This is a genomic window from Streptomyces sp. NBC_01723 (genome assembly GCF_036246005.1).
In the GTDB taxonomy this organism is placed as follows: Bacteria; Actinomycetota; Actinomycetes; order Streptomycetales; family Streptomycetaceae; genus Streptomyces.
The window spans coordinates 6,308,187-6,331,703 of record NZ_CP109171.1 but is presented as its reverse complement, the minus strand read 5'-3'; the positions used below and the strand labels follow the sequence as shown (position 1 = coordinate 6,331,703).

The window sequence follows — 23,517 nt, the reverse complement described above, 5'->3', positions numbered from 1 at the left end:
ACACAGCGAGATCGATTGGAGCACACCATACGCTCAGCGCTGATCACGTGGCAAGCCCTGTTGCTGAAACAGCATTATGCGGCGCGCAAGGTCGGGAGCGACGGAATCGTCTCGGCGAGCCAGCCGTCGGGTTCCGTGGTGAAGTGAGCGGCGGGGCTGGTCTCCCACCAGGAGCGGACGGCCGTGGTGCGCACGGTCTCGTCGGTCCGCTTGTCGACGTACTCGACGGGCCGTTCCCCGGTCTGGCGGGTGGTGGTCTGGCCGCGCTTGCATTGGGCGGGGTAGTCGTTCCAGTTGACGCCTGCCTCGGACCAGAGCAGTTCCTGCATGCCACTGCTGGTGACGCCGTGGAGCCGCTTGTGGGAGAAGTGGGCTTGGGCGGCCATGCTGATGCTGTTGCGGACGGCGTCGCGCTGCCGCCACAGGAAGTAGTTGGCGACTTCGACGGGGTCGCTGATGGTGAAGACGCGCGCGTCGAACAGGGCCCGCTTACCGGGGCGCCGCTCATTGAAGACGGCGGTGGCGAAGGAGGCGGACACGCTGAGCTGCTTGGCGACGACACCACCGAACCAGGGCTGAGTCCCGGGGGTGGCGAAGTCGGTGAGCAGGATGCTGATCTCGTCGGACTGGTGGTAGGCGAAGACGGCGCCGCCGATCTCTTCGCAGAGTGCTTCGGCGACGGCGGCCATGTCGGCGATGAACGGCATGTCGAACGGCTTGCCGGCGCCTCGCAGGTAGGTGTGGAAGGCGCGGCCGTCCAGGCGAAGGATCGTGTAGGTGCGACGCGGCAGCACGGCCCGGTGGACGGCCTCGTAGCCCTTCATGCGGTCCCCGAGGGCGGTCGTGTCGCTCACGTGGTCTCCCGAGTGGCTGCGATGGCGCGGAATTCGAGGGCGTCGGCTTCGATGTCGATGGCGGCCCCGGCGGTGTGGAGGTCGCAGTCGGGGTCGTCGGCAAGGGTGCGGCAGGAGTCGGCGATGGCCCGCAGGAGGATCGTCACGGCTTCGCACGACAGGTACGGCTGCCCGTCGTTCGCGGTCACGATCGGCAGACTGTCCGCCGCATGCGGCCGCGGGGCGGTCATTCCGTGCTCTTGAGGAAGACGCGCCGCCTTGGCGCGTTCCGCCTGCGAAGGTCCGCAAGGATCCGCTCCAGCTCATCGAGTGGAGGCGCGGTGTTGTCCGGGGCAGGTGCCTGCCTCTCCAGGGCTCGACTCACGCGCTCCATCTCGGCTGCCAGCGCGCGTTCGGCACCGGCCCTGATTCGCTCCGTGATCCTCATGCCGCCGCTCCCGCCTGCTCAGTCTGGTCCGCGAGGACAGCATCCTGTGCGGCGCGGAGGTCCCGCCACTCCCCCAGCGTCTCCCACCGGGCCCCGCATGCGCCGCATCGGACGCGGTGGCTGGCGGCAGTCGCGGTCAACGGCGTCCCGCAGTGGCCGTCGTCGACGCGTACCGGGCACAGGCCGATCTTGACTCGGCCGGGGCGACGGTCACCGTCGACGAGCGTCTTGCACTCGGCGTGCAGACGCCGCAGGTCGTCAATATCCTGGCCGACCTCCTCGTAGGACGAGCAGGCCCACAGGAGGTTGTTGGCCAGGAAGCCGATCAGGTGCGGCATCGCCTGCGCCGGGCTGCCACGCCACGGGGCGACGGTCCAGCCGAGCGCGGCCCGCCACGCGTCCTCGATCGCCGACAACCGAGCGGCCACTCCGCCAGGCCCGACCAACGCGAGGACTTCCAGCCGGGGCGGGATCGGCGGCGTCTTGCTGCCGGTGCCCCCGGATCCGCCTGGCCGGCGCGCGCCCCGCATCAGCATCGCCGTGGTGTCGAGCTGGCGGAACAGGGCGGGCAGTCCGGCTATCCGCTGGCCGGTCTGATCTTCGCAGGGGCGGCAGGCGAGCCGCCCAACCTCATTGGCCCAAAGCTGACGGCCACAGTTCGGGGCGACACAGACGGGCCAGTCGTAACCGTCGAGGTCGGTGGTGGGGTTGTCGTACACGGCAGGCTCCTCATGGCGCGGGAAGCAGGGTGACGCTTGAGCCAATGGTGCACTACAGGGTTGACAGTCGACGCCAATGGCACTGTGGCACGGGCGCGCGTAGGCCCGGCGCCCGTTGAGGGGGGCCGGGCCGGGATGCTGCCGCGCTCAGCTCTGTGAAGCCTCGCCTTCTTCAGCGAGCTGCGCGGCCAGCGCGTTGAACGCGGTCACGTACTGGTTGGCCGCCTTCAGGTAGGACGGCTCGGGCTTGACCGTGTACGTCTGCGCGGCCCCGTTGCCGAAGGTCACGTTGATGACTGCGGCGCCCTTGTTCTTCCTGCCTGTTGCCGCGGCGGTGACGCCTGCGGTGGCGACGCCGGCGATGAGCCGTGTAGCCGTCCAGGCTTTGTGGGCTCCGGCGTTGAAGAACTCGGCGGAGCCGCCCTTGATGGGCCCGAGCGGGGGTGACGCCCATCTTGGAGGAGGGCCACATTTTCATCATGGCGGCTGTGTTCATGGTCTGTTCGGCGGGGTGGCTGCGGCGCCACTCTTTGAGGGCTTCCTTCTCGCTGGCCCGTTGTGCTGCCGCTTCGTCTCGCTGCTGCTTCTTCTCGGCTTTGCGTGCGGCCTTCTCTTCGGCTTTCTCAGGGTCTCGGTTGAAGAGCATGGTTCCCCCTGTGGGTGTGTGGGATGGGCATCATCCTCCTGGTGAAGGCGGTGTGGCCACGGTGTAGCCAAAGCGTGACGGATCACTACATGCGTGAGGGCCCGCACTGGTCTGGTGCGGGCCCTCGGCGGGCGGTCACTTCTCGGTGGCGCGGTCGGCGGTCTGATCGATGGCGTCGGCGAGGCGGAAGAGGCTCAGGGCGATGGTCCCGGACCACGTGTTGCCTTCTTTGCGGACCGCCTCAGCGTCGCCGCGCGCGATGGCGTTGCTCAGGTAGTCGCGCACGCGGTCCGCATCCCACGCGGGCAACAGGATCAGTTCTTCCTGCACGACGCGGCCAGCCTCCGTCACGGGCGAGATGCTCATGGTCGGCTCCCTCACTTCTGGTCTGTGTGCGTGATGCCGATGGCGGCGATGTCGCCTCGGCTGAGCTGGTAGGTGCATCCGTCGACTGCGGCGGTGATCCCGCCGGTGCCCGCTTCGGTGATCTCGTAGACGCGATCCTGGTTCGAGGGCATCCCAGCGTTCGGGAACCGCACCCGGTCACCCACGGTGTACCGCTGGCAGTCGATCTCGAATGCGGGCTCGGTGCGGGGTTCGGTGTCGTTCACGGCGCCTCCTTGGGTGTGCCCAGCCAGCCGCGCAAACTCTGGCTGGTGTATCGGGTGATGTGGGAGGACCAGGCGGTGAGCGCGGCAAGGTGTTGGTCGGTGAGGCCGATGCCGCGGGCTTGGGCGCGAAGGTCGGTGGCCAGGTAGTCGAGGACGAGGAGCCGTCCCCTGCCGGTGAGGAGGCGGCGGGTCTGGTCCAGGAACGCTGCCTGGTCGATGAATGGGAACACGAGCCGGGTGACGATCAGGGTGTAGGCCGGGCCGTCTGGGAGGCTGCTGATGTCCGTGCATGCGAACTGGCACTCGGGGTGGTGGGTGCGGGCTTGGTTGATGGCGGTTGGGGAGAGGTCTACGCCGTCGGCTTGGTAGCCGAGCTGGTGGAGGGTGGCGGTGAGGTCTCCGACGCCGCATCCGACATCGAGGGCGCGCTCGCCGGCTTGGGAGGGTGTGGCGTGGACGGCGAGGGCCTGGATTTCGGCGGCGTCGACGAGGCGCCACGGGTTGCCGCGGGGGCGATCGGGGCCTGCCTCGGCATAGTGGCGGTCCCAGCGGTCGACGGCCGCGGACGGTTCGTTCACGGCGTCTCCTTGCTGGTGGCCCATCGCTGCCAGGCGGCGAGTCCTCTTGCTGCGGCGGCTTGCCGGGTGGGTTCGGGTTGGTGCCGGCTGCGGGACCCTTCGGCGAGCCACCAGTTCCATCCGTTACGGCCGGTGCGTGACGCGCCGCCATAGGAGGGTTCGATGACGACGAGCGTCCGCCCGTCGGACACGACATGCCAGCGGTGGGTCTCCGACCAGTCGGGCGCCTTCACGATTTCGGCGGCGTCCAGGATCGCGCGGGCGGCTTTGACGGACAGTCGGCGGGTCACGGGGTCCGCCCCTCGCTGGCGCTGAGGGAGAGGCGTTGCAGGAGGTTCTTCGCTGATCCGATGTCGCCGTTGTCGATGTAGCGGCCGGCGCGAGCCATCTCTCGGCGGAGTTCCCGGTTCTCGGCGGCACGGTCGCTGAGTTCGGCTCGCAGCGATGCGATCCGCCTCTCGTCTTCGTTCATCAGTCCTCGTCTCGGTCGGTCCAGTAGCGTCGGTCGGCGGCGGCTGCTTGGGCGGGGGTTTCGTCCCACCAGTCGCCGGGAGGACCCGGCTCCACCAGCGGCGGGGTGGGTGGCGGGGCGGTCACGGCTTGTTGGCGTTGACCAGGCCGACGAGCCACTCGGGCCAGTTGCGGCGGCCCCGGTCGTACATCACATCGATGACGTGGTCGGTCGCTTCGCCGGTCTCGCGGATCCAGGTCCCGAAGAGGCGGACAACCGTGTCGGGCTCGCCGGTGCCGGTGTCGTACCAGTAGGTGATCTGGACCTGTGTGGGGCGGATCGATCCGCTGCCCCACCGGTTGTCGACGGCCGGGGCGCCTTCGACGCCCAGGTTGACCATGTGCGAGCGGACGCGGGTGGTGATCTGTGCGCTCATCGCTCCTCCTTCGTGATCAGGGTTGGGATGTTGGCCCACCGCACGGTGAGCCCCGGATTGTGGGCGGCCAGCACCTTGGACGCGGCACGGAGTCGGGCTTCGAGCAGCTGCCGGGCTTCGGCGTACTGCGGGCCTCGGCAGGCGGCGTAGAGGCGGGCCGCCTCCGCGGCGTCGGCGACCGCCGCCCGGACCGGTGCCGGAAGGTGGCGGCCGGCGAGCAGCGCCACCGCATCCGGCACCGGAACCGGGGACGTCGGGCGGGCGATCACTGGGGGCCGCCGAGTTCGCGGGGCACGACCAGGAGCAGCGTGTCGGGCTGGTAAGTGGTGCAGCCGTCGACGGTCCAGCACGACCGGTCCCGCCCGGCATTCCGGAAGTTGTGGATGCACAGGTAGCAGTGCGCGGGGTCGAACGGGTGGGCGTCAGCCGACTGCGGCTTCACCTTGTGGGAGGTCCAGCAGACCCACTGGGCCCGGTCGAGGACTTCGAGGAGCGGCCCGTAGTGGGGCTGGATCGTGCCGACGATCGTGTCGCCGGCCCGAACCTCGGCGACGGGGATGATCCGGACGGCGGCCGGGTCGAACGCGTCGGCCGGGGGGATGGCCATCCGGCAGCCGGGGAACATGTCCACGCTGGGCGTGCGGACGATCACCCGGTGGAAGGCGACGGGCTCAGGCATCGGGGGCTCCTTACGCAGCCAGTGCGAGGCGGGCGGCGGCGAGAGGGCCACTGCATCCCGCACTGACAGGGACGGGCGGGTGATCACGGCTGGCGTCCGTCGGTGTCGTACTCGCGGCGGCTGGTGACGGTGACGTCGGCCTTCCACGCGGAGGACGCGTCCTGCAGCGAGGCCTCCAACTCGCCCAGGTCCCACTCGGTGATGCCGTCCGCGGACACGGTGATCTCGACGTCGATACGGGTGCTCATGACTGGTTGTCCTCCGGGTCGGTGTCGGGGTGGCGGCGGGCGATGCGTTCTGCGGCACGCCGGTTGCTGGCCTGGAAGCGGGACCAGCCGTGGCGGGCCGCGTTCCAGTGGTTGAGCGTTCGGCGGATCTCGGCAGGGTCGTCAGCGGGCATCTGGTCTCCTAGGCGGCGAGTTCGCGGGGGAATTTCTCTCAGGTGGCGGGCCGGTAAGGTCGCCAGTCGTCGCGCATCGCGTAGTTGAACTGGTGGTCCTCGATCTCGAGCGGCAGGTCGGACCACACGAGGTGCGTGAGGCCAGCGTCGAGGGCGGCGGCGACACGGTGGTGGCCGTCGACCAGCCACGGCCGGCCGTTGAGGGTGCGGATCATGATGGGGAGGGCGATGCCGTCCGCTCGGATCTCGTCCAGCAGGTCGGCGTAATGCTCGGACGTGCGCTTGTGGGGCAGAACGTCCCGGACGTACAGGCAGTCCGGGGTGTCATCGTCGTCCGGGGTCAGCATGTCGAGGACGTCCGCGACAGCGATGATGCCGAGCATTAGGGGCTCCTTAAGTGGCACAGGCGGGGCGGCAGCCGGAGGGCTGCCGTCCCGGTGTGGGTGGGGTCAGCTGTTCCAGAGTCGGTCGGCGACGATGCTGTGCGCCTCGGCGAGGAGGTAGCGGGCCTCCCGGCCGCCGATCTGGGCGGTGAGCGCGGTGAGAAGGCCGGCGTCACCGGCGGCCAGGATCCGGTCGGCGAGAGCGTCCGGGGCGGTGGGCAGCGGAGCGGCGGTCTGGCGGGTCATGGCGGTCTCCCAGGTAGTGGCGGGTGGCGAGGTTCAGCGGCGGGCGCGGCGGACAGCCCGGCGGGCGGTTTCGGTGACGGCCATGACGGCGACCGCGACAACCGCGGCGACCTGCGCTTCGCCGGTGCGGGCCCAGTCGGCGAACTCGGCGATGAAACCCATGACGACTCCTTGATCAGGTCAGGCGGCGAGAGCGAGTCGGGCGGCGGCGAGCTTGAACTCCAGCCGGCGCGGCCGGTAGGCGAGGCAGATCACTCCGACCTGCATCGGCGTGTAGCGGGTGCAGTCCCGCATCCGCTGGCCGCGGTGGATACGGCCCGGGATGCCGGTGATCCCCAACTTGGCGGCGACCTTGCGGAGTGTGCCGACCATGCTGCGGGCGTCACGCGGGGCGAGACCCTGAGCGATGGCGTGCGAGGCGAGGGTGCCGGTGCCACGGCGAGCGATGCGGGCGGCGGCGCGGGTGGTGCGGCTCCGGGCCTTCAGTGCGGCGCGGCGGGCGCGGTTCGAGCGGATCATGCGGGTCCCCCTCCGCCTAGCGTGATCACAACTTACTAGCGATCATGTGTTGCGCTGGCGACACCTCAGACAGTACCCATGAGGCATAGGCACCGCAAGTCCCTTGCGATAGATTGATGCCATGAAGCCGACCCCCGCCGACGAGCCGCCCACCCTCGAAGAGATCACCGCAGCTGGCAGCCGCCGACAGCGCGACGCCGACCGCCTCAAGAAATCCAGTGACGAACTCCGCGAACTCGTCCTCGCCGCCCTCCGCGAAGGCCACCTCAAGCCCACCGAGGTCGCCAAAGCGTCCGGCTGGACCGGCGCCCACGTCCGCAAGATGGCCCGGGACGCGGGCGTCGAACCCGACGAGCGCTATCGCGACCGCGCCGAACGACTCAAGAAGGCGCAGGCTGGGGAGGCGCAGGATGTCTGATCTGGTTCAGTGGCTGCGCGAGCAACTCGACGAGGACGAGCGGATCGCGCGGGAGGCGCCTCCCGGACCTTGGTACATCGGTGGCGCCGTCGACCCAACGAAGCCGTGCCAGGTGAACACCTTCCCCGACCTGCGCCTGGTCGCTGATGGGCTGAACTGGTTGGTCGCCGAGCACATCGCCGTCCACAACCCGGCGCGGGTGCTGCGCGAGATCGACGCCAAGCGGCAGGTCATTGCTCGCTACGAGCAGGCACACCAACTTTGGGAAGGCGGCGCTGGAAACGGCGCGGATGCCATGAGGGCCGGGTTGCTCTACTGCCTCCAGGCTCACGCCTCCGTGTACGCGGACCGGCCCGGCTACCGGGAGGCGTGGCGCCCGTGACCGCACGTCGAAGGCCCCGCACCGGAGCTATCCGGGCGGGGCCTTCGGTGTTACGGCGTCTCGCTGGGCCAGGCGGATTCGAGGGATTTCCTCATGGCGTCCTCGAACGCCTTGTCGGCTTCGGGACTGTCGAGGTATTCCTGCATGATCTCGCCGGTGATCGCCATGACCTCGTCGGTGTCGAGAAACAGGCAGGCCGGCGGCGGCTTCCGGTCTTCCGATTCCTGGTCGGCGAGGCTCTCTTCGACGCCGAGCGCGTACACCTCGGCGAGCGCCTCCTTGCACGCCTGCCGACCGCTCCGCTTGTCGTCGCGGTTGTCGGCGACGATGAGCCCGGCGGTGATGATCGCGGCGATGAGGGCGACCGCAACCCCGATGATGATCGCGTTGACGTTGCGGGGCGGCGGATACTGCTGCTGGTACATGGATCCCCCCAGGGATGACGTGGGTGAATGATGGCCGCCGCAACCATCGGCGTGAAGGTGAAGCGGCCGACCTGTGACCCGAATCGGCGGAACCCCCGCCACTCCCCCGCGGCACCCGGCACACTGCGGGTATGGCGATCCGGGTCAGCGTCCAGGCAGCGACAGAGGACGAGTGCGTTGAGGGCTTGGCCCGGCTGGTGGACGCGGGCTTCCAGCCGGTGATGATGCCGCGGTACCTGACCGACGGCAGGTGGATGGCCCGGGCTGTACCCACGCCCGCGGCGACGGCCCCGGCCGCGGATGGCCGGGGCCCTGCCGTGGCCAGCTAACGGTCGCGCAGACCGACAGGCCGGCCCGGGGTTCACCGGGTCTTCTTCACCGTGTTGCGGTTGCGGGCGAACGCGCCGCGCACGGTGCTGTTGATCTCCGTCTTGTTGGAGACGGACACGGAGCCCTTGTAGACGTTCGTGGTGCTGGCACGACTGGCCCTGGCCACGGCCGCGCCGATCGCGAGCACAAGCAGGGAGACGCCGACGAACGGGGAGAGAGCGGCCAGGACGCCGGTCAGGGTGATCGCGGCCAGGCCTTTCGCGGCCAGCCACACGGCGCAGCCCAGGCCGACGGCGCCGGCACCGACACCGATGGAGGCGACGGCGATTCCGGTGGCCCAGGCGGGTACGCGGCGGGAGTCGGGCTGCGGCACGGGCGGGGTGCTGCCGAATGCCGGGACGGGGGTGGGGTCACGGAAGGCGGTGGCCATGATCTCTCGGGCGGTCTCAGTAGCGACCTCCTCGCTCATCGGTGCGACGTGCTCGGACATGAGGGTCTCCTAGGCGAGTTCGATGCGGGTGGCGGTCCAGGTGCGGTTCTTGCGGGCGCCGTCTTCGCGGACCCAGTTGGCGACGGCGGCGCGGGCTTCGGCTTCGGAGCTAGCGCGGACGGTGCCGGCGCTTTCGCCGTCGTGGTGCTTGCCGTCGCTGACCTGCGCGGTCCAGTGGTAGGTGCGGGCCATGAGGTCTCCTGATGGGGTTAGGCGGCTTTGGGGGCGGATCCTTTGCCGCGGCATTCGCCGCAGACGACGACGAGTTGCTGGCCGCCGAAGGCGCTGTACAGCTGGCCCTTGCCGTTGCACTGCCAGCACTTTCCGGCGGCGATGGCCTTGGCGGGGTCGATCGGCTTGTTCTGCTTGATCCACTGTTCGTCGGTCATGCCGGAGTCGGTGACAGCCTTAGAGACGGCGGCCGGCTTCTGCACGGCGGGCTGAGCTGCGGCTTCATTGGCTTGGGCGTACCAGGCGCCGCCGACGGACTTGCCGCCGTGCTTCTTGCTCTCGTGGGCGCGGAGGGCTTTGGTGGCTTCCTTGGCGTCGCGGTAGCGGGGCTTCTCCTTCTTGCCGCAGGGGCAGGCCCAGCCGATGAGGCCGGTGTTCTTGTCGGGCCCGAACCGGGAGGCTTTGTAGATCTCCCACTTGGAGACGCGCTGCTTGGTGGGTTTGGCGGGGCAGGGCTTGGAGCCGCTGAAGGCGCCGGTCTTCTTGTCCTTGGTGAAGATCTGGCCGTTGCCGTGGCAGGTGGGGCAGCCTTGGTGGGTGGCGCGGAGGATGGCGGCGTCTTGGCGGGAGCGGACGACGTCGCCGTGGGTGTCGAGGTGGGATACGGCGAAGAGGACCATGCGGGCGCCGATCCGGGCGTGTATGGGGCCCGACTTGGGGATCTTGACGCGTCGGGCGGGGTGCTTGCGGGCGGAGGTGCGCCGGGCCTTCGATCCGGCGCTGCGGGGGGCCAGCTTGCGCTTCGCGGGCGGCATGGGGACTCCTCGGACGGGTGATCGGTTTGTAGGGGTTTGTCAGGTGCTCAAGCGGTGCTCACGGGTGCTCCGTTGCAGGTCAGGGCCGCTCAGGGTGCTGCTCAACGCCTGCTCACGATCTTGTTGAGCAGTTGGTTGAGCAGAGGGTTGAGCGGCTCTGACCTGCGGCTGAGCAGCGCTGAGCAGGTGTTGAGCAGGGGATTTTCTAGGTCAATACGGTCAGCGCTTCGAGCTTGAAGCCGCGCGGATTGTTCTCGCCGTTGAGGTAGCCCAACGTCACCGGCGACCCGGCCCCGGCGTCCTTGAGCAGCTTCCGCAGCTCGGCCGCCGTCAGCCCTTCATAGGTGCCCTGGTCGTAGCCGGCGAGAGCATCGGCGAGCGTCTCGGTCTTCATCCGGTCGACCTCGGCCTCGGCCATGACTGCGATCGCATCGACAACGATCTGCCGGTCCCCCGGGATAGGCCCGCGGGTCGCGCCGCCGTCGGCGAGGTGCAGGAGTCCGGCGGCGGCCAGAGTGTCCCGGTCGAACCACGGCCGGCCCGCTGCCTTCCGGTCGGCAACCGCCTGCTTGATCGCCTCGCTGCTGTGCTCGTTCCACCCGTACAGCAGCGGCCGGTCGAGGCCGGGGCCCTTGATGTAGGACTGGCCGGCGTCGTTCTTCAGCTGCCGGTTCTGGGCGGGGATGAGCCGGTCGGGCCGGAAGCCCGCGTTGATCGCGCCCGAGCCGAGGACCAGCGGGATGTCGGCGTGTCGCGCCGCCAGCATGATCCGCAGCGTGAACGTGTCGGCGATCGCGTCACCCATGCTCTCGCTGGTGGCGTCCTGGCCGGCGGCGATCGGATAGATCCCAGACTGCTTGCCGATACGCAGGAGTTCGATGAACGACTCCTTGGCCTTCTGGCTGAGGAAGATGAACTCGTCAACGAACACGAAGATCGCCGGGTAGTCGCGGGAGGCCTGCCAGGTGTCGCCCATTCCCTGCCGGTGCCGGACCGCGTTCCGGCCGCTGGCCATCTTCACCATGTGCGCCAGCCACGTCTCGCACGCCTTGTTCCCGCGGATCGGCGGCACGGCCATGGCGCCTTCGAACTCGCGGAGCCCATCCTTGATCGGGTCCATTTCGATGGCGATGGCGTTGTGGCAGGCGGTGATGACCTCGGCCAGGTCCCGGAGGACACCGGTGGTCTTCGCCGACCCGGACACGCCGATCGCGAGGATCCGCAGGCCCTCCAAGACCAGGTCGAGGGGGCTGCCGTCCATGCAGCGGCCGAAGTTGTGCGGGTCGGCGATGTCCAGGCTGTTCGGGGCGTTCACGGCGGGCCGCGGCATGTCGTTGAACGGGTTGGCGGTGACGAGGCGCAGCACCAGGTGCGCGGACTGCTGCGGGTCGGGGTCGATGAGGGTGCCGCCCCGCTTGATGTTGAAGTGGGAGTCCAGCTGGTCGGCGGCAGTGTTGACCTTGCCGGGCGTGGAGCCTTGCAGGATGACGTCGATCTCCCATCCCCAGCTGCGGTAGCCGAGGGCGCGCACGGCACGGGTGCCGACGCCTTCCCAAGCGAGGGCCCGGGACACGCAGTCCTCGACCATGCTGGGCGAGGTGCACAGGGTCAGCGGGTAGGGCTCGTCCGAGTTCGGGTTGTCCTGCTCGGCGATGAGCATCTGCGGGGCGATGTCGGGCCGGTTGGCGCGGTAGCGGCCGTACCCGGTGACGGCGGCGAACGCGATCGCCGCGGTGAGCGCGGGCGGGATCTTCCACGACCAGTCGACGGCGGTCATGCCGCCGAACTTGACGAGCGCCCACCAGCCGGCCAAGTTCAGGCCGGCGGTGGCCGCGGCGGTCCAGCCGAGGAACCGCCACCGCTTCTTGCGGACGATGTCGACCTTGTTCCAGTCGGCGCCCTTGGTCATGCCGCCGAGGGTTTCCTGAAGGTCGTGGGCGCGGACGTACCGCCAGCCGAGGAAGCCGACGGCACGGCTGCCGGTGAAGAACCAGCGGGCCGTGAGCCCGCAGGCGCGGCCGGTGACGGCGGCGGCGGTCATGGCGGCCGAGCCGGTGGCGCGCAGCACGGGGGTGCGCGGCTCGTAGGGGACGACAATGCCGGGCGCGATGTCGTCGACGTCCTCGCCGGACAGGTCATCGGGGACGACGAGGCTGCCGGGGATGACCTTCGACGTGTCCCAGTCGGCCGGGAACTCGGGGTGCTGATCGAGGCTCATGACGCGTCCTTCTGGCGGGCGTTCTTGGCGGCGATGGAGGCTTGGCGTCGGGCGCCTGCGGACTGCTTCGGGGTGTCACCCTTGGTTCGCCTTCCGGGGCGGGCCGGCGGGTTGTAGACGCGGCGCTGCTTGGGCCCGAGCACTTGCGATGCGACCTGCTGTGATGATCCGTTTACGGGGCGCTTCTGGCGGGCGGCTTCGACCCTCATCTCGGCCGCGTTCCGCATGCGAAGAACCTCGGCGGATTCACCGGGCGGGGCACCCTCGACGTCGAGCTTGGCCTGACGCCAGATCGCCTCCGTCATGTCGGTCTTGCCGAGGTCTGCAGCGAGCCTCCACGCGTGCCGGTGAACCTCGGGGAACTCGTCGGCACGGATCTGGTCGAGCCTCTGCGCGGCGTCGCGTTCGGCCTTCTCGAAGTAGGCCAGACGCTCCGTCTCTCGCAGCTCCGCTTCGATCTTCGCGGCGGCCTCTTCCTTCTCGGCCTTCCGCTGCTTCCTTCGCTGGCGCCAGGACGGCTTCCCGTCGCGCTTGCGGATCCGGCCGTGCTCGTGGAGGTCCCACATGCCGGGGCCGGCGATGGAGGCGAGCGCGGTGCCGAAGGCGGTGGCCGGGTCGTACTCGGCGAGCCCGTGGACGATGTTGATGCTGGCTGCGGTGAGCGCGCCGATCCACGCGACGAGCCGGTAGTGCCAGTGCGGGCGGCCGGCGGTGACCGCTGCGGCGGCGCCGACGAGGGCGACGAGGGCGATCACTTCGATGAACACGGGTGCGACGAGCAGGTACTCGGCGTCCGGCTTGTAGAAGGCCGTCATCTGCACGGGCAGGGCGACCGCAGCGCAGAGGGCGTAGAAGCCCTTAGCGACCCGACGCCACCGGGTGCTCGACTTCTCAATATCGCCAGCCTTGGCTACCTCGGCCTGCTGCTGCTCCTGGTCTTCGCGGGCGGCGCGCTCGCGGGACCGGTCGGCTTCGTCTCGGCGCCGGTTGTGCTCGGCGATCCGCGCCTCGGACGCGGCCTGCTCTTCGGCGGCCTTCCGCTCGGCGCGATCGTTGGCGAGACGCTGCTTGCGGGCGTCTTCCTCCGCCTTGACCCGAATGGCGTCGGCCTCGGCGTCGGCCAGCTTCAACTCGGCTTCCCGCCGCGCCTCGGCGGCGAGGCGGCGCTCCTCCGCCTCGGCCCAAGCCTTGGCTCGGGCGATGTCCTGGTCGGCACCCGGATCGGGCTGGGGGCTGCTCTGTTCCTCGGCGGGGTCGGCTGTGAGGGCCTGCCACTCCCCGAGTACGGGCATGGGCGGCCTCGCGTGGCCGTTGACCTGCTTCTCGACGGGCGCGGCGGTCATGACGGTTCGGTGTCCTTTCAGTCAGCGCTGGTTGCGGCGGCGGGTGGTCCGGTAGCCGAAGGGCCCGGGCAGGTCCATGGATGTGGTGGTGGTCCCCGTGCTGGACCATGTGCGCTTCGGCCCGTTGCGGGGCCCGACCGTGATCGACCATCTGCGCCGGTTGATGTTGAGGCGGACGCCGGGCAGGATCCGGAAGCTCTTGCGGAACGTGACCGGCATCAGACGGCCGTCTCGCCCCACGTGTACGCGTTGATCTCGTCCACCTCGGCAACGACCCGGGCCAGAACGTCCTCGACCTGCGCACCGGTCAGCCCGCCGAGAACCTGACCGACCGCGGCCCGGATCTCGTCCATGCTGTTCCCGACGGCGTCGCCTGCCTTCACCGCCCCCATCGCCTTGGCGGCAACCGCGTCCAGGTCGATCGGCTCCGGAGTGAAACCGACCTCCCCCGGCACGGTGTCCGGGAAGTCCGGGCCCGCCACGGGGTGGGAGCGCAGACGGTAGGGGCACTGCAGCCGCCACACCTGCGGCTCGTAGTCGAACGCCAGGGCGTACTCGTCGGTGACGGGCAGGTCCAGGGCGGCGGCGACACGGACGGCATCCGTGGGGTCGGCGGCGCGAACCAGCACGGTGTAGACGCCGTTCGGGCGGGTCGGCCAGGTGACCGACCAGCGGGGCTTCCGGAGCATGCGGATCTTCCTTTCTAGGTGGGCGCGCTGGTGCGCGCCTTGTGGAATTCGCGGATGAACTCGTCGGTCAGCCCGGATCCGACCGCGGCACCGACAGGGCCGATGCCGGTCACGGACGCGGCCCACAGCTCCAGCCACGCGGCACGGATGGCCAGGTAGTTGATGACGGGCCGGGTGCAGCGGACCGTGAACACGACCGTGCCGAGGCCGACCATCACCGCCAGGGCGAGGGCCCGCAGCACACACCGGCCCGCCCAGACGGCGGCCCGATGCAGCCGCCCAGGCTTCGCAGTGATCAGGTAGGGGTGCACTGGGGCTCCTCTCGCATGCGGGGGTGGGCCGACGATCAGCGGCGCTTGGTGCCGCCGTGCCAGAACGACACCTTTGCCGCGGCGGCGTTGGCGTCCTGGTTGAGGCGCTGGTACTCGGGGGTCTCGTCGCGGATGCCGGCGCGGCGCTCGCGGTCGGAGTTCTCGTTGAGGCGGCGGTCGGCGGCCCGCATCGCGGCGATGTTGGCCTTCTCCTCGGCGGTCTTCTTGAACACGCCCATCAGGCCTCCTCTCGGGTTGGGGTTGGAAGCGCTGGCGCGGTTCCCCTCGACCGGGTCCGTGCGAGACGGGCCCGGCGGGCAGCCGGTCAGCTCGGGGGTGCCGGGGCGCGGCTGGGGGTTACGCGCCCCGGCGGTCGGTGGGCTGTCGTGTCACCGCCAGATCGACTTCTTCTTCGGGACGATCTGGCCGCCGTGGTCACCGCCCATGTGGGCCACGCACTGCGGGCAGTCCTCGCGCGGGCCGAGCCTGCGGTGAATGTCCGGGTCGTAGGCGTGGGTCCAGCACTGGCGGCACTCCCCCGGCGGAACCGGGCGCCGCAACGCCATCAGGCGGCGGCCGGGTGGTGGAGGTGGAGGTCGGTGCAGCCGGTCACCCAGTCCAGGTGGATCGGGCACGTCTGGCGCTCGGCGAGCGGCACCGAGTAGACGGTCTCCCGGTGCAGCGCCCGCCCGAAGTCGTCGCCGAACAGGTCGGCGATCGTGGTCGTGGACCGGACGCGCTGGCCGAGGTCGGTGCGGGCAAGGTCGGCGTCGGAGATGAACGGAGACATGGCAGGTAGCCCTTTCGGCTGTAGGTGCAGGCGGGGGGTGATGCGGGGGTGGTATGCCGCGGCCGGCGGGACGGGGGTTGGACACCGCCGACCGCGGCGGTCTAGGGGGTGGGCGTCAGCCCTGGGGGTGGGGGCGCGGCGGCCGGACGGGAAGGGGCGTCTTCGCCCGCTCGTGCTCGGCGCTCACGACTCGGCCCTCACGACCACGAACCGGTCGGAGTCGAGGTCCATGCGGACGGTTGCGGGCTGGCCCTGGGCGGTGAACTCGGCGGCCTTCTCCTCCGCCGGCCAGCTGCCGCGCGGGTTGCCGGCCGGGAAGTCGGCGAGGATCTCGCGGCTCACCGAAACCACCGCCGCTTCTTCTGCGTCACGGCCGGCGCTTCGGCTGCGGGTGCGCCCAGGAAGCTCTCGGCGGCGCACACCATGGCCTTGACGTCGGCGTCGTCCACGGCGGGCAGGTCCGACTCGTCGCCGTTCACCCGGCCCGTGATCCGCTTCAGGTCCGGCGTCGACAGCCACACGTCACCGACGTACCGGCCGTCCGCGAGGCGCAGCGTCACCATCCCGGCCCGGTCCCCGTCGTCCGGGGACGACGCCACCAGCGCGTGGTAAAGGGCGAAGACGAGGAGGTTCCGCTCGTCCGGCCCGGTCACGCCGTCACCCCGATCAGGTGCAGCTGGCCGGCCTGCTTCAGGACGGTGTGGGCGGCGGCCATGACGTTCTCGGCCTCGGCGAGCGACCGGGCGTCCAGGTCCGACATGCGGCCCGACTCGGCGAGGCCGGCGAGCTGCGCAGCATGCACCGCAGCCGTCTCGTACTCGGTGACCGCCTGAACCAGCGGGAAGTGCGGGAGCGTGCGGGCCAGCGCCTCGACGGCGGCTGGCGGGAGCGGGGCGGTCCGGCTCTCCAACGTGAACGGAGCGCGGGCATGGTCGATGGTCATGACGACTCCTTCGGTGCGTTGTTACGCGTCTGCTTCTGCTTGGCGCGCTGGCGACGGTCCTGCAACGTTCGGCACGTCCGACAGCGCTTGGTGCCGCGCGGATCGATGTAGGTGTTCTCGGGCGTGAAGTCGTGGCCGTGGACGCAGACTTCGGGATCCTCTCGTCGCTGCCCCTGCTTGCTGTGGCTGGGGACCTCGACGGTGTAGGGACGTGCCTTCTCCTCCGCGTACCGGCGCCGACCGCGCTCGCGCTGGCACGTGAGGCAACCGCGCCCGGTGGGCACCACAACCGTGTTCTCAGGGGTGAACTCGTGCCCCTTCTGGCAGTGGGTCTTGCGGGAGTTGATCGCGGCGCGCGCTATCGGCGAGCGGAGGATGTTCTCCCGGCAGGTCACCGGCTCAAGGTGCGCGGGATTGCAGCATGCATGGACGCGGCAGAGGTGATCGAGGTGCAGCCCTGCGGGGATCTCGCCAACCAGCACCATGTAGGTGACTCGGTAGACAGGAAGAATCTTCCGCCGCAGGCTGAAGCGTCCGTAGTCGAGCTTCGTCCGCTGGCCGGTCCAGATCCAACAGCCGTCCCTGTTGGGCTCGACGGAACCCCAGAGCCGGTGCAGTTGCTTCTCGGTGAGTCGGTGCTGCGTCCCATCTGGAAGCGTCACCGGCTTCATGCCTTCGAACGGCGCAGTAGGCAGAGTGCTCATCAGGCGGCCTCGTCTTCCAGGGCGAGTAGCGAATCCACCGCGCTGCTCGGGATTCGGATGGCTCCACCACGCCGGGTCTCGCCCTCGGCGCGGGGCTGCCCGTACTGGATCGACGGCAGGTATCCACTGGCGGCCCAGCGGTAGATCGTCGGCTTGGAAACCCGCAGCAGGACTGCGGTCTCCGCCACGGTGAGCAGCTTTTGGGCCGCAGGCAGCATCTGGTTCTCCAATCCAGGAGTCGGGGTTGCTTGAGATGACTGTGACACGTCTCTTGAGAGGTAGCAAGCTTCTCGTGCAAGTCAGGCACTCTCGTAAGCCCTCCGGCCCCAGTTGACGTGGGCTTATGGTGGAGAAACTGATGGATGCCTCAAGAGACGTTGCGCACCAGAGAGGGCCCGGAGTGACACAGGACCGGTGGATCGGCTCGTCAGCGCCCTACATCGAGGGCGGCAAGGGCGATGCGTGGGGCGCCGAAGCGGCAAAGCGTGGCCGCAAAGGCAGTCAGCGCATCCTCGGGGCTGGCGAGACGCCAGCACCTCGCGGGGTCGCCGACAGCCTCGGGATCCCGGCTGGCTCACCCGTCGTCACCCGCCAACGATTGATCCTGCTCGACGACGAGCCGATCGAATTCGCCCAGTCCTACTGGCCCGCAGAGTTCGCCACAGGGACCGCCCTGGCTGGCACCGGAAAGATCCGAGGTGGCGCCGCCAGCCTGCTCGCCGACCTGGGCTACAGCCCCGCCGTCGTCGACGAAGACGTCCAAACCAGGCCCCCCACGAAGGAGGAAGCTGAAGCGCTGAACCTACCGAGCAACAGCGAATGGGTCCTGACCCTCACCCGCACGATCACCGCACCGGACGGACACCCCTACGAGGTGTCAGTCATGGTCAGCCCCGGCCGCATTGGGCGGCTCCACTACTCAATGAAGGTCGACTGACGTGACAGAGACACCCCCAGAAGACACCGTCTGGCCAGTTCAGGACCAGATCGCCGCCTACCTGCGCGACGGCATCCTGAACGGCGACTTCCCCCCAGGCGAGGCGCTCCCCTCCAGCCGCAAGCTGAACGAACGATTCGGCGCCGCCGCCCAGACGATCAAGAATGCGATGGAGATCCTGGAACGCGAGGGGCTGGTCTACAGCCGTCGCGGCGCCGGCATCTTCGCTCGCGAGCACCGACAGCGCACCATGACGCCGGCGGAGTACAAGACCCCACCCGCCGATGGCGGCAAGTATCAGTGGATCGCCGCTGCGGAACGCAAGGGCATGACTGGAAGGTCCGAGCTGCTAGACGTCGACAAGGTCGTGCCGCCGCGCCTTGTCCGTGAAGCTCTCGGGATGGGTGAGGGCGAGGCCGCGGTTCTTCGTCGGCAGGTGATGTACCTCGACGAGGAGCCGTGCGAGTTGGTGGAGGTCTACTTCCCTCTCGATCTTACGGAGGGGACTCCGATCGAGGAGCGCCGACGCATCAAGGGCGGGGCGGGGCGCGTGCTCGCCGAGGCCGGCTTGCCGCCTGTGCGGTGCGTGGACAAGGTCGCTGCTCGATGGCCGACACCGCAGCAGCAGCGGGCACTGAAGATGCCGACGAAGCTGCCGGTGCTGCGTCAGTTCCGGGTGACCTACAGCGTGGGCGACCGACCTATCCAGGCGGAATTCATGATCAAGGCGGGCCACCTGTACGAGCTGGAGTACGAGTTCTGACCTGCACCAACAGAGAGCCCCGACGCCGAGGCGTCGGGGCTCTCTGCCTTATGAGGCAAGCGCGAGGATTGCCAACCTCTCAATTAACCTCTTACAGTCACTCCCGAGAGTGGCACACGCCACACACTCGGTTAGGAGCGGCATGTCTGAGTCTTCGAGCACACGACACACTCCGCCGCGCCGGAAAGCAGCTGGCTAGCCCAACAACGTGAACGGCCGGGCGCTACCAACGCCCGGCCTGTTCTTCACCAGCGAGTCGCCACTCGCTGTTCACCAATCCCACCCAAGGAACTGGAGTACGCCATGACTTTAGCGCAAGCCTGCCCTGACGCCCAGCGGAAGCCCTCCCCCAGCCGTCTCCTCAACGCACCACTCGCCGAGCTCCTCGATGAGTACGGCGTGACGGTGACCGCCCTGGAGGCGGGCCCGGGGTTCACAGGCGGCACCTACGTCCGCGAAGACGGGACGCTGCTGTTCGTGAAGCCGGCGGGCCGGCCGGATGCGGAGTGGGAGTTGATGGCGCGGGCGATGCTGGGGGCGGTGTTGCGGGTGCCACTGCCGCCACTGCCTGAGCCGTACCAGCTGTCGGAGGTTCCGGCGCCCCGCGGCTGAGCAGACGACGAGGCCCCCACCCGATCCGGGCGGGGGCCTCAGTCGCGCGTTCGGCTGCGTTCTGCTGGTGGGGCGTGGCATGGTGACGGTGCGTCGGGTGACCGGCGTCTGCTCCCCGCGCTGGCGGGGGTGGCCCGAGGCCGGAACGTGCGTTTCTGGTGATGTGCCCTTGCTCCCCGCCGCTGCGGGGTTGGCTGGTCTTTCGTGCGGGTCCTCTCTGCCCGCCATCGGCTTTCTGCTGGTGGCGGGCAGTTTCGCGTTTTGGGCTTGTGTTGTCGGGGGTTGGTTGGCTTCACCCCCCTTGCCATAACGCCTCACGGTGCGGCATTATGGAGTCATCGAACCAAGGGGGACACGATGAACACCACCGCCGCCGCCACCGAAGCCCGGGTCACCACCGCCACCATCCGCACCTGGTGCCGCCGCGGCGTCATCGCCGCCACCAAGCAGGCCGGCCGCTGGATCATCGACACCACCTCCCTCGCCGCCCGCATCACCATCGGCGCCATGCGCACCAGGAAGGCCAACCCCGTGACCATCAACCTCGCCGGCACCTACACCCACGCCGACACCACGGTCACCACCACGACGAAGACCCGCACCCGCAAGACCGGCTACACCTGGACCACCATCACCGGCCTCGCCCCGCTCTTCGCCGACCGCCTCAACGCCATCACCGACGACGGAGACCGCACCGCCACCCTCATCGCCCTCACCGGCTCCCAGATCACCATCACCGACCAGATCGAGGAAGGCCCCGACGAGATCGTCAACGGCATCGCCTTCCTCGACCAGGGCCGGCTCCGCATCAAGCACCAGCCGACCGCAGCCATCCCGATGGACACGGTCATCGACCTGGCCAAGCAGATCCGCGCCCAGCTCGCCGCCTGACCACCCGCCACCACAGCCGGAGACGCCGCCATGCCCACCCTCGTCCCCCTCAACATCCGCCGCACCGCAGACGGCACCGAGGCCTTCACCGACACCGTCGACCTCGACACCCTCACCCCGAAGGCCCGCGCGTTCGCCGAAGCCATCCACGCCTCCGCTGGTCATCGGCCCATCGGCATCCTGTGCGCCACCGGCAAGACCAAGGGCGACGCCCCGAACTACGCCTGGCGGTACGGCACCGGCCCCGAAGCCGACACCATCGCCACCCAGCCCGTCACCACCGTGATCCGCCCCACCGCGCTGCGCGCCGACTCCGTCACCCCGCCCGAGGAGTGGCTGGAACGCCAGGCCCACGGCCTCGCCCACGACGTGTACCCCATCGCCGGATCCCGCGACAGCCTCACCACCCTCGACGAACGCGTCCCCTCCGCCGACGCCGCCCGCGACGACCGCTGCCTGTCGCTGGACACGGTCCGCTCCTACCTCGCCGACACCCACCAACTGGTCATGTCGCCGACGGGGTGGAGCCTGCTGTGGAAGGTCGGCCACCTGCCCGAGCCACGGCACCACGCCCTCGACGGCCGCCTGCCGTTGTGGCACGTGGACGACATCGACGCCTACGCCGCCCGCACCTACGACCGGTGGACGATCAGCCAGGTCGCCGACCACCTCGGCTACACGGGCAAGTCGGCGAACGGCTCGGCCCGCAAGCAGATGTCCCGCTGGGGCCTGGAAGCCGTCGGGCGCGCGCCAGGGCGGGGCGGGGAGTCGTTGTTCGCCGCGGACCAGGTACAGGCAGCCCACGCAGCGCGACCCGGCAAGGGCCGGCACGGTGCGGCTCGTTCGGGCGGAGGACGGTTCGCCTAGAGCGACGAATGTGGTGGGCGGGGCTGCCGGGTTGTGGCCCAGCCCACACCTCCCGCATCCGCCTTGCTGTACCGGCCGGTACCCCCGGACGCTGCTGCCTCTACCGCGCCGCACCTCGGGGGTTGCCGTGATCGCTTGCCCGTCGCCGAAATGTTCCTCTCCGAACGTTGCTGATCTTCCGCATTACTGGCGGAGCCTGCCGTCGGATTCGCCGCTGAAGGTCGACTACGCGCCGCCGTCGAAGCCGAAAGTGTCGTATTGGGCGGCGCTGGCCGCGATCGCTGTCGGCGTCGTGGTGCTCGCCGAGGGGGCGATCCTGCTCGGCCTGCTGATCGTCCTTGGTGGCGCCGGCTGGGGCGGGCTGGTGTTCAAGGCGTCGCAGTGGGCGGAGGAGCAGCACGCGGCCTGGGCGCGGTCGCACGTGTGCCTGGCCTGCACCGGCCGGTTCTGAGCGCGACGAAAGCCCCGCCCCTCCGGAGAGGTGGCGGGGCTTCGTCACGCGCGGCGACCGGTTTCGGCGCCCATCGCTCCGAGGTGCTGGTCGAGGCCGGCGAGTGCGGTGCGGAGTCCGGCGGCGATCCCGTTGTGCGGGCTGATCCGCAGCTCGTCGGGGATGCCGCCGCGGTCGCGGGTGACCTGGTCGGCGTGTTCGGCCTTGGCCAACTCGCGGGCCAGCCACTCCCGGTATCGGCCCAGGTCGGGGGCGGTCTCGGCGACGACAGCTTTGGCCATGGCTTCGACGGCGGGCATGGGCAGGCCGCCTTCTCCTTGGGCGTGGAGGGCTTTGAGGGCGGCGATCACCGCACAGGACTCAAGGCGGCGCAGGGCCGCGGCGTCGGTCGCTTCGGTCGCTGCGGGCTGGCCGTGGCCGGGGCAGTGGACAGGATCCATGCCGGGCTGCGGCTCCCAGCCGTGCGGGCCGTGCACCTGCCGCAGGCGCGCGTGCTTGCAGGGCAGGCTAGTCGGCAGATCGGTCATGCGGCGCTCCTTCGAACGGGGATGCCAGCGGCTTCGGCGAGGCGGGCGCAGTGGCTGGCTCCGTGGCTGGGGTGTGGTCGTGGCCTGTGGCAGCGGGGCCTGGTGCAAGGGCCTGCGAAGGCGAGGCAGAGGTCTGCGCCGAGGCTGACCATGTAGGCGTTGCGGCGAGGTCCGGCTTCCGGCCACGGTCCGAAGTTCTGCGTTGGGTGGCCTTGGGCGGGGTGGTGTTCGGCGGTGACCTGGCGGGTGAACTGACTGGCGACGTCGGCCCACTGGGCTGCGTGCAGGTCGGCGCCGGTCGGGCAGGCGCCGTGGACGACGATCAGCGGTCGGCCTGCGAGGAGCGTCTCGGTGCGGACGTCGTTGAGGGCAGTCCACACCGTCTCGGGCGCGGGCCAGTCCCGGCTGCCGGTGACGAGGACGCGGTACGGGGTCATGCGGCACGCTCCTGTTGGGCGGGTGGGATGAGTCCGCGGTGGCGGGCTTCGGCGACGGCGGCGGCGCGGCGTTCGGTTCGCGGATGCTGGTGGACGCCGAGGCGGAGGTAGGCGCCGGAGAGGCTGGCTGCAACCTGCTCTCGCTTGGTGCCGAGACGAGCGGCGACGACGGTGAGGCTGGCCCCGTCTGCGGCGGCGTCGAGCACTTCGGCTTGCCTGGGGGTGAGTGGCTGCCGTGGGGGTCCTGGGCGCCGCTTGGCACGGCCGGGGAGGATTCCCTGCTGGACGGCGAGGAAGACGGCGTTCGGGGCGTTGAGGGCGCCGAGCCGCATCATCATGCGACTCGCAGCACCCTTCGCTCCGCCGACGCCGATGGACAGCTGTTCGGCGATCTCCTCGTAGGTGAAGCCGTCGGCCATCAGCTTCAGCACCTCCAGCTCACGGGACGGCATCTCGGTCACGGCTGCCTCCGTCCTGCGGGCCGCCCGCCGATGCCGGCCTTCAGCTGCCCGCTGGGTGTGAGGTTGCCGTCGGCGGTGGCGAGCATGATCAGCGCGCGTTCGAGGACGGCGGCCGGGGACTGTCCGGGGTAGCAGCGGCGGAGGATCTGCCACACCCGCGCCGACGGCTGCACATGCGGCAGCGGGCGGCCGGTCACGAGTGCACCCGCTTCCCGCCGCGCCCGCTGTACCAGGGCAGAGCCAGGCCGTCGTTCTCGGCGCGGGGCACGAGGTGCAGGTGAAGATGCGTCACGGACTGCGTGGCGTGCACGCCTCGGCTGGTGATGAGGTTGGCGTGCACCAGGTCTAGCTCCCGGCAGAGCTGTGCCGCCCGCCGGGCGGTCACCCCGGTTACGTCGGGGTCGTCCGCGAAGTCGGTGACGTGACTCTTGGGGATGATCAAGGTGTGGCCGTCGACGACAGGCTTGAGCGGGGTGATCGCGAAGGCGTCGGCCCACTCGTGAATGAACGTGGCCGGGGAGCGTCCGGCGTTGATCTCGCAGAACGGGCAGGGCTGTTCGGTCATGATGCTGGGCCTTTCTCGGGCCGCCGCC

49 protein-coding genes are annotated in these 23,517 nt (G+C 69.8%); 8 read left to right on the top strand and 41 right to left on the bottom strand.

The window, feature by feature from the left end; translation table 11 throughout:
* Positions 1-74: 74 nt before the first annotated feature.
* The 19 genes from OIE75_RS29690 to OIE75_RS29600 all read right to left on the bottom strand — a co-directional run bounded on the left by OIE75_RS29690 (position 75) and on the right by OIE75_RS29600 (position 6,949).
* Positions 75-854: a tRNA(His) guanylyltransferase Thg1 family protein gene (locus tag OIE75_RS29690; RefSeq protein ID WP_329472729.1), complete on the bottom strand. Its 780-nt coding sequence runs from the start codon at positions 852-854 to the stop codon at positions 75-77.
* A complete protein-coding gene (locus tag OIE75_RS29685; protein WP_329472728.1) occupies positions 851-1,042 on the bottom strand; it encodes a hypothetical protein in 192 nt (63 codons plus the stop codon). The genes OIE75_RS29690 and OIE75_RS29685 overlap by 4 nt, the downstream gene beginning before the upstream one ends.
* Before the next feature lie 235 nt (positions 1,043-1,277).
* On the bottom strand, positions 1,278-2,000 hold the full coding sequence (locus OIE75_RS29680; RefSeq protein ID WP_329472727.1) for a hypothetical protein: 723 nt from the start codon (positions 1,998-2,000) through the stop codon (positions 1,278-1,280).
* Positions 2,001-2,147: 147 nt separating this feature from the next.
* The gene (locus tag OIE75_RS29675) at positions 2,148-2,288 is read right to left on the bottom strand and encodes a hypothetical protein (RefSeq protein ID WP_329472726.1); all 141 of its coding nucleotides are present in this window, start codon (positions 2,286-2,288) and stop codon (positions 2,148-2,150) included.
* A gap of 493 nt (positions 2,289-2,781) precedes the next feature.
* The gene (locus tag OIE75_RS29670) at positions 2,782-3,012 is read right to left on the bottom strand and encodes a hypothetical protein (protein WP_329472725.1); all 231 of its coding nucleotides are present in this window, start codon (positions 3,010-3,012) and stop codon (positions 2,782-2,784) included.
* Positions 3,013-3,023: 11 nt separating this feature from the next.
* Entirely contained in the window at positions 3,024-3,257 is a 234-nt protein-coding gene (locus tag OIE75_RS29665; RefSeq protein WP_329472724.1) for a hypothetical protein, read from the bottom strand.
* On the bottom strand, positions 3,254-3,835 hold the full coding sequence (locus OIE75_RS29660; protein ID WP_329472723.1) for a class I SAM-dependent methyltransferase: 582 nt from the start codon (positions 3,833-3,835) through the stop codon (positions 3,254-3,256). Before OIE75_RS29660 ends, OIE75_RS29665 begins: the two co-directional genes overlap by 4 nt.
* Positions 3,832-4,125, bottom strand: a complete 294-nt coding sequence (locus OIE75_RS29655; protein WP_329472722.1) for a hypothetical protein — start codon at positions 4,123-4,125, stop codon at positions 3,832-3,834. Before OIE75_RS29655 ends, OIE75_RS29660 begins: the two co-directional genes overlap by 4 nt.
* The gene (locus tag OIE75_RS29650) at positions 4,122-4,307 is read right to left on the bottom strand and encodes a hypothetical protein (RefSeq protein ID WP_329472721.1); all 186 of its coding nucleotides are present in this window, start codon (positions 4,305-4,307) and stop codon (positions 4,122-4,124) included. Before OIE75_RS29650 ends, OIE75_RS29655 begins: the two co-directional genes overlap by 4 nt.
* A complete protein-coding gene (locus OIE75_RS29645; RefSeq protein ID WP_329472720.1) occupies positions 4,307-4,432 on the bottom strand; it encodes a hypothetical protein in 126 nt (41 codons plus the stop codon). Before OIE75_RS29645 ends, OIE75_RS29650 begins: the two co-directional genes overlap by 1 nt.
* Positions 4,429-4,722: a hypothetical protein gene (locus tag OIE75_RS29640; protein WP_329472719.1), complete on the bottom strand. Its 294-nt coding sequence runs from the start codon at positions 4,720-4,722 to the stop codon at positions 4,429-4,431. The genes OIE75_RS29645 and OIE75_RS29640 overlap by 4 nt, the downstream gene beginning before the upstream one ends.
* A complete protein-coding gene (locus tag OIE75_RS29635) occupies positions 4,719-4,961 on the bottom strand; it encodes a hypothetical protein (RefSeq protein ID WP_329472718.1) in 243 nt (80 codons plus the stop codon). The genes OIE75_RS29640 and OIE75_RS29635 overlap by 4 nt, the downstream gene beginning before the upstream one ends.
* A 26-nt stretch (positions 4,962-4,987) precedes the next feature.
* Positions 4,988-5,401 (bottom strand): hypothetical protein, encoded by a 414-nt coding sequence (locus OIE75_RS29630; RefSeq protein WP_329472717.1) that lies wholly within the window; start codon positions 5,399-5,401, stop codon positions 4,988-4,990.
* An 83-nt stretch (positions 5,402-5,484) separates the two neighbouring features.
* Positions 5,485-5,649: a hypothetical protein gene (locus tag OIE75_RS29625; protein ID WP_329472716.1), complete on the bottom strand. Its 165-nt coding sequence runs from the start codon at positions 5,647-5,649 to the stop codon at positions 5,485-5,487.
* Entirely contained in the window at positions 5,646-5,801 is a 156-nt protein-coding gene (locus OIE75_RS29620) for a hypothetical protein (RefSeq protein ID WP_329472715.1), read from the bottom strand. The genes OIE75_RS29625 and OIE75_RS29620 overlap by 4 nt, the downstream gene beginning before the upstream one ends.
* Positions 5,802-5,839: 38 nt before the next feature.
* The gene (locus tag OIE75_RS29615) at positions 5,840-6,184 is read right to left on the bottom strand and encodes a ParB/Srx family N-terminal domain-containing protein (RefSeq protein WP_329472714.1); all 345 of its coding nucleotides are present in this window, start codon (positions 6,182-6,184) and stop codon (positions 5,840-5,842) included.
* Between the two features lie 66 nt (positions 6,185-6,250).
* Positions 6,251-6,430: a hypothetical protein gene (locus OIE75_RS29610; protein WP_329472713.1), complete on the bottom strand. Its 180-nt coding sequence runs from the start codon at positions 6,428-6,430 to the stop codon at positions 6,251-6,253.
* A gap of 33 nt (positions 6,431-6,463) precedes the next feature.
* Positions 6,464-6,592, bottom strand: a complete 129-nt coding sequence (locus tag OIE75_RS29605; RefSeq protein ID WP_329472712.1) for a hypothetical protein — start codon at positions 6,590-6,592, stop codon at positions 6,464-6,466.
* A gap of 18 nt (positions 6,593-6,610) precedes the next feature.
* Complete coding sequence (locus tag OIE75_RS29600; protein ID WP_329472711.1) at positions 6,611-6,949, bottom strand: hypothetical protein; 339 nt, start codon at positions 6,947-6,949, stop codon at positions 6,611-6,613.
* A gap of 121 nt (positions 6,950-7,070) precedes the next feature.
* Between OIE75_RS29600 and OIE75_RS29595 the strand changes: the two genes are divergently transcribed.
* Positions 7,071-7,367, top strand: coding sequence for a hypothetical protein (locus OIE75_RS29595; RefSeq protein ID WP_329472710.1), 297 nt, complete (start codon positions 7,071-7,073; stop codon positions 7,365-7,367).
* Positions 7,360-7,749, top strand: a complete 390-nt coding sequence (locus OIE75_RS29590; protein WP_329472709.1) for a DUF6221 family protein — start codon at positions 7,360-7,362, stop codon at positions 7,747-7,749. Before OIE75_RS29595 ends, OIE75_RS29590 begins: the two co-directional genes overlap by 8 nt.
* 50 nt (positions 7,750-7,799) lie before the next feature.
* On the opposite strand, the gene OIE75_RS29585 is transcribed toward OIE75_RS29590, so the two are convergent.
* From OIE75_RS29585 to OIE75_RS29505, 17 genes are all read right to left on the bottom strand, one after another.
* Positions 7,800-8,174 (bottom strand): hypothetical protein, encoded by a 375-nt coding sequence (locus OIE75_RS29585; protein ID WP_329472708.1) that lies wholly within the window; start codon positions 8,172-8,174, stop codon positions 7,800-7,802.
* A 361-nt stretch (positions 8,175-8,535) separates the two neighbouring features.
* Positions 8,536-8,994 carry a hypothetical protein gene (locus tag OIE75_RS29580; protein WP_329472707.1) on the bottom strand — a complete coding sequence of 153 codons (459 nt, stop codon included), beginning with the start codon at positions 8,992-8,994 and terminating at the stop codon, positions 8,536-8,538.
* 9 nt (positions 8,995-9,003) lie between these two features.
* Complete coding sequence (locus OIE75_RS29575; protein ID WP_329472706.1) at positions 9,004-9,186, bottom strand: hypothetical protein; 183 nt, start codon at positions 9,184-9,186, stop codon at positions 9,004-9,006.
* 17 nt (positions 9,187-9,203) lie between these two features.
* Positions 9,204-9,980, bottom strand: a complete 777-nt coding sequence (locus OIE75_RS29570; RefSeq protein WP_329472705.1) for a hypothetical protein — start codon at positions 9,978-9,980, stop codon at positions 9,204-9,206.
* Between the two features lie 205 nt (positions 9,981-10,185).
* Entirely contained in the window at positions 10,186-12,198 is a 2,013-nt protein-coding gene (locus OIE75_RS29565) for a hypothetical protein (protein WP_329472704.1), read from the bottom strand.
* Entirely contained in the window at positions 12,195-13,541 is a 1,347-nt protein-coding gene (locus OIE75_RS29560) for a hypothetical protein (RefSeq protein ID WP_329472703.1), read from the bottom strand. Before OIE75_RS29560 ends, OIE75_RS29565 begins: the two co-directional genes overlap by 4 nt.
* Positions 13,542-13,562: 21 nt before the next feature.
* Positions 13,563-13,760 carry a DUF4236 domain-containing protein gene (locus tag OIE75_RS29555; protein WP_329472702.1) on the bottom strand — a complete coding sequence of 66 codons (198 nt, stop codon included), beginning with the start codon at positions 13,758-13,760 and terminating at the stop codon, positions 13,563-13,565.
* Entirely contained in the window at positions 13,760-14,230 is a 471-nt protein-coding gene (locus OIE75_RS29550; protein WP_329472701.1) for a hypothetical protein, read from the bottom strand. Before OIE75_RS29550 ends, OIE75_RS29555 begins: the two co-directional genes overlap by 1 nt.
* Positions 14,231-14,244: 14 nt before the next feature.
* The gene (locus OIE75_RS29545) at positions 14,245-14,541 is read right to left on the bottom strand and encodes a hypothetical protein (protein WP_329472700.1); all 297 of its coding nucleotides are present in this window, start codon (positions 14,539-14,541) and stop codon (positions 14,245-14,247) included.
* Between the two features lie 35 nt (positions 14,542-14,576).
* A complete protein-coding gene (locus OIE75_RS29540; RefSeq protein ID WP_329472699.1) occupies positions 14,577-14,780 on the bottom strand; it encodes a hypothetical protein in 204 nt (67 codons plus the stop codon).
* A gap of 150 nt (positions 14,781-14,930) precedes the next feature.
* Positions 14,931-15,107, bottom strand: coding sequence for a pRL2-8 (locus OIE75_RS29535; RefSeq protein WP_329472698.1), 177 nt, complete (start codon positions 15,105-15,107; stop codon positions 14,931-14,933).
* Positions 15,107-15,331 (bottom strand): hypothetical protein, encoded by a 225-nt coding sequence (locus OIE75_RS29530; protein WP_329472697.1) that lies wholly within the window; start codon positions 15,329-15,331, stop codon positions 15,107-15,109. The genes OIE75_RS29535 and OIE75_RS29530 overlap by 1 nt, the downstream gene beginning before the upstream one ends.
* 183 nt (positions 15,332-15,514) lie before the next feature.
* The gene (locus OIE75_RS29525) at positions 15,515-15,673 is read right to left on the bottom strand and encodes a hypothetical protein (RefSeq protein WP_329472696.1); all 159 of its coding nucleotides are present in this window, start codon (positions 15,671-15,673) and stop codon (positions 15,515-15,517) included.
* A complete protein-coding gene (locus tag OIE75_RS29520; protein WP_329472695.1) occupies positions 15,670-15,984 on the bottom strand; it encodes a hypothetical protein in 315 nt (104 codons plus the stop codon). Before OIE75_RS29520 ends, OIE75_RS29525 begins: the two co-directional genes overlap by 4 nt.
* Positions 15,981-16,274, bottom strand: coding sequence for a hypothetical protein (locus OIE75_RS29515; protein WP_329472694.1), 294 nt, complete (start codon positions 16,272-16,274; stop codon positions 15,981-15,983). Before OIE75_RS29515 ends, OIE75_RS29520 begins: the two co-directional genes overlap by 4 nt.
* Complete coding sequence (locus OIE75_RS29510; protein ID WP_329472693.1) at positions 16,271-16,978, bottom strand: HNH endonuclease; 708 nt, start codon at positions 16,976-16,978, stop codon at positions 16,271-16,273. The genes OIE75_RS29515 and OIE75_RS29510 overlap by 4 nt, the downstream gene beginning before the upstream one ends.
* A complete protein-coding gene (locus tag OIE75_RS29505; RefSeq protein WP_329472692.1) occupies positions 16,978-17,166 on the bottom strand; it encodes a helix-turn-helix domain-containing protein in 189 nt (62 codons plus the stop codon). Before OIE75_RS29505 ends, OIE75_RS29510 begins: the two co-directional genes overlap by 1 nt.
* A gap of 155 nt (positions 17,167-17,321) precedes the next feature.
* On the opposite strand from OIE75_RS29505, the gene OIE75_RS29500 reads away from it, so the two are divergent.
* The 6 genes from OIE75_RS29500 to OIE75_RS29475 all read left to right on the top strand — a co-directional run bounded on the left by OIE75_RS29500 (position 17,322) and on the right by OIE75_RS29475 (position 21,499).
* A complete protein-coding gene (locus tag OIE75_RS29500; protein WP_329472691.1) occupies positions 17,322-17,915 on the top strand; it encodes a UTRA domain-containing protein in 594 nt (197 codons plus the stop codon).
* 1 nt (position 17,916) lies between these two features.
* Positions 17,917-18,678: a GntR family transcriptional regulator gene (locus OIE75_RS29495; RefSeq protein ID WP_329472690.1), complete on the top strand. Its 762-nt coding sequence runs from the start codon at positions 17,917-17,919 to the stop codon at positions 18,676-18,678.
* A gap of 303 nt (positions 18,679-18,981) precedes the next feature.
* Positions 18,982-19,290, top strand: coding sequence for a hypothetical protein (locus OIE75_RS29490; protein WP_329472689.1), 309 nt, complete (start codon positions 18,982-18,984; stop codon positions 19,288-19,290).
* Between the two features lie 357 nt (positions 19,291-19,647).
* Complete coding sequence (locus OIE75_RS29485; RefSeq protein ID WP_329472688.1) at positions 19,648-20,181, top strand: helix-turn-helix domain-containing protein; 534 nt, start codon at positions 19,648-19,650, stop codon at positions 20,179-20,181.
* Positions 20,182-20,211: 30 nt separating this feature from the next.
* Positions 20,212-21,048 (top strand): hypothetical protein, encoded by an 837-nt coding sequence (locus OIE75_RS29480; protein ID WP_329472687.1) that lies wholly within the window; start codon positions 20,212-20,214, stop codon positions 21,046-21,048.
* A 127-nt stretch (positions 21,049-21,175) separates the two neighbouring features.
* Complete coding sequence (locus OIE75_RS29475) at positions 21,176-21,499, top strand: hypothetical protein (protein ID WP_329472686.1); 324 nt, start codon at positions 21,176-21,178, stop codon at positions 21,497-21,499.
* A gap of 44 nt (positions 21,500-21,543) precedes the next feature.
* On the opposite strand, the gene OIE75_RS29470 is transcribed toward OIE75_RS29475, so the two are convergent.
* From OIE75_RS29470 to OIE75_RS29450, 5 genes are read right to left on the bottom strand one after another with little or no spacing between them, the layout of a single operon-like run.
* Complete coding sequence (locus tag OIE75_RS29470) at positions 21,544-22,026, bottom strand: hypothetical protein (RefSeq protein WP_329472685.1); 483 nt, start codon at positions 22,024-22,026, stop codon at positions 21,544-21,546.
* Positions 22,023-22,463 (bottom strand): SLOG family protein, encoded by a 441-nt coding sequence (locus OIE75_RS29465; protein ID WP_329472684.1) that lies wholly within the window; start codon positions 22,461-22,463, stop codon positions 22,023-22,025. The genes OIE75_RS29470 and OIE75_RS29465 overlap by 4 nt, the downstream gene beginning before the upstream one ends.
* Complete coding sequence (locus OIE75_RS29460; RefSeq protein ID WP_329474080.1) at positions 22,460-22,915, bottom strand: LuxR C-terminal-related transcriptional regulator; 456 nt, start codon at positions 22,913-22,915, stop codon at positions 22,460-22,462. The genes OIE75_RS29465 and OIE75_RS29460 overlap by 4 nt, the downstream gene beginning before the upstream one ends.
* 5 nt (positions 22,916-22,920) lie before the next feature.
* The gene (locus OIE75_RS29455; RefSeq protein WP_329472683.1) at positions 22,921-23,121 is read right to left on the bottom strand and encodes a hypothetical protein; all 201 of its coding nucleotides are present in this window, start codon (positions 23,119-23,121) and stop codon (positions 22,921-22,923) included.
* A complete protein-coding gene (locus OIE75_RS29450; protein ID WP_329472682.1) occupies positions 23,118-23,489 on the bottom strand; it encodes an HIT family protein in 372 nt (123 codons plus the stop codon). The genes OIE75_RS29455 and OIE75_RS29450 overlap by 4 nt, the downstream gene beginning before the upstream one ends.
* Positions 23,490-23,517: the final 28 nt, after the last annotated feature.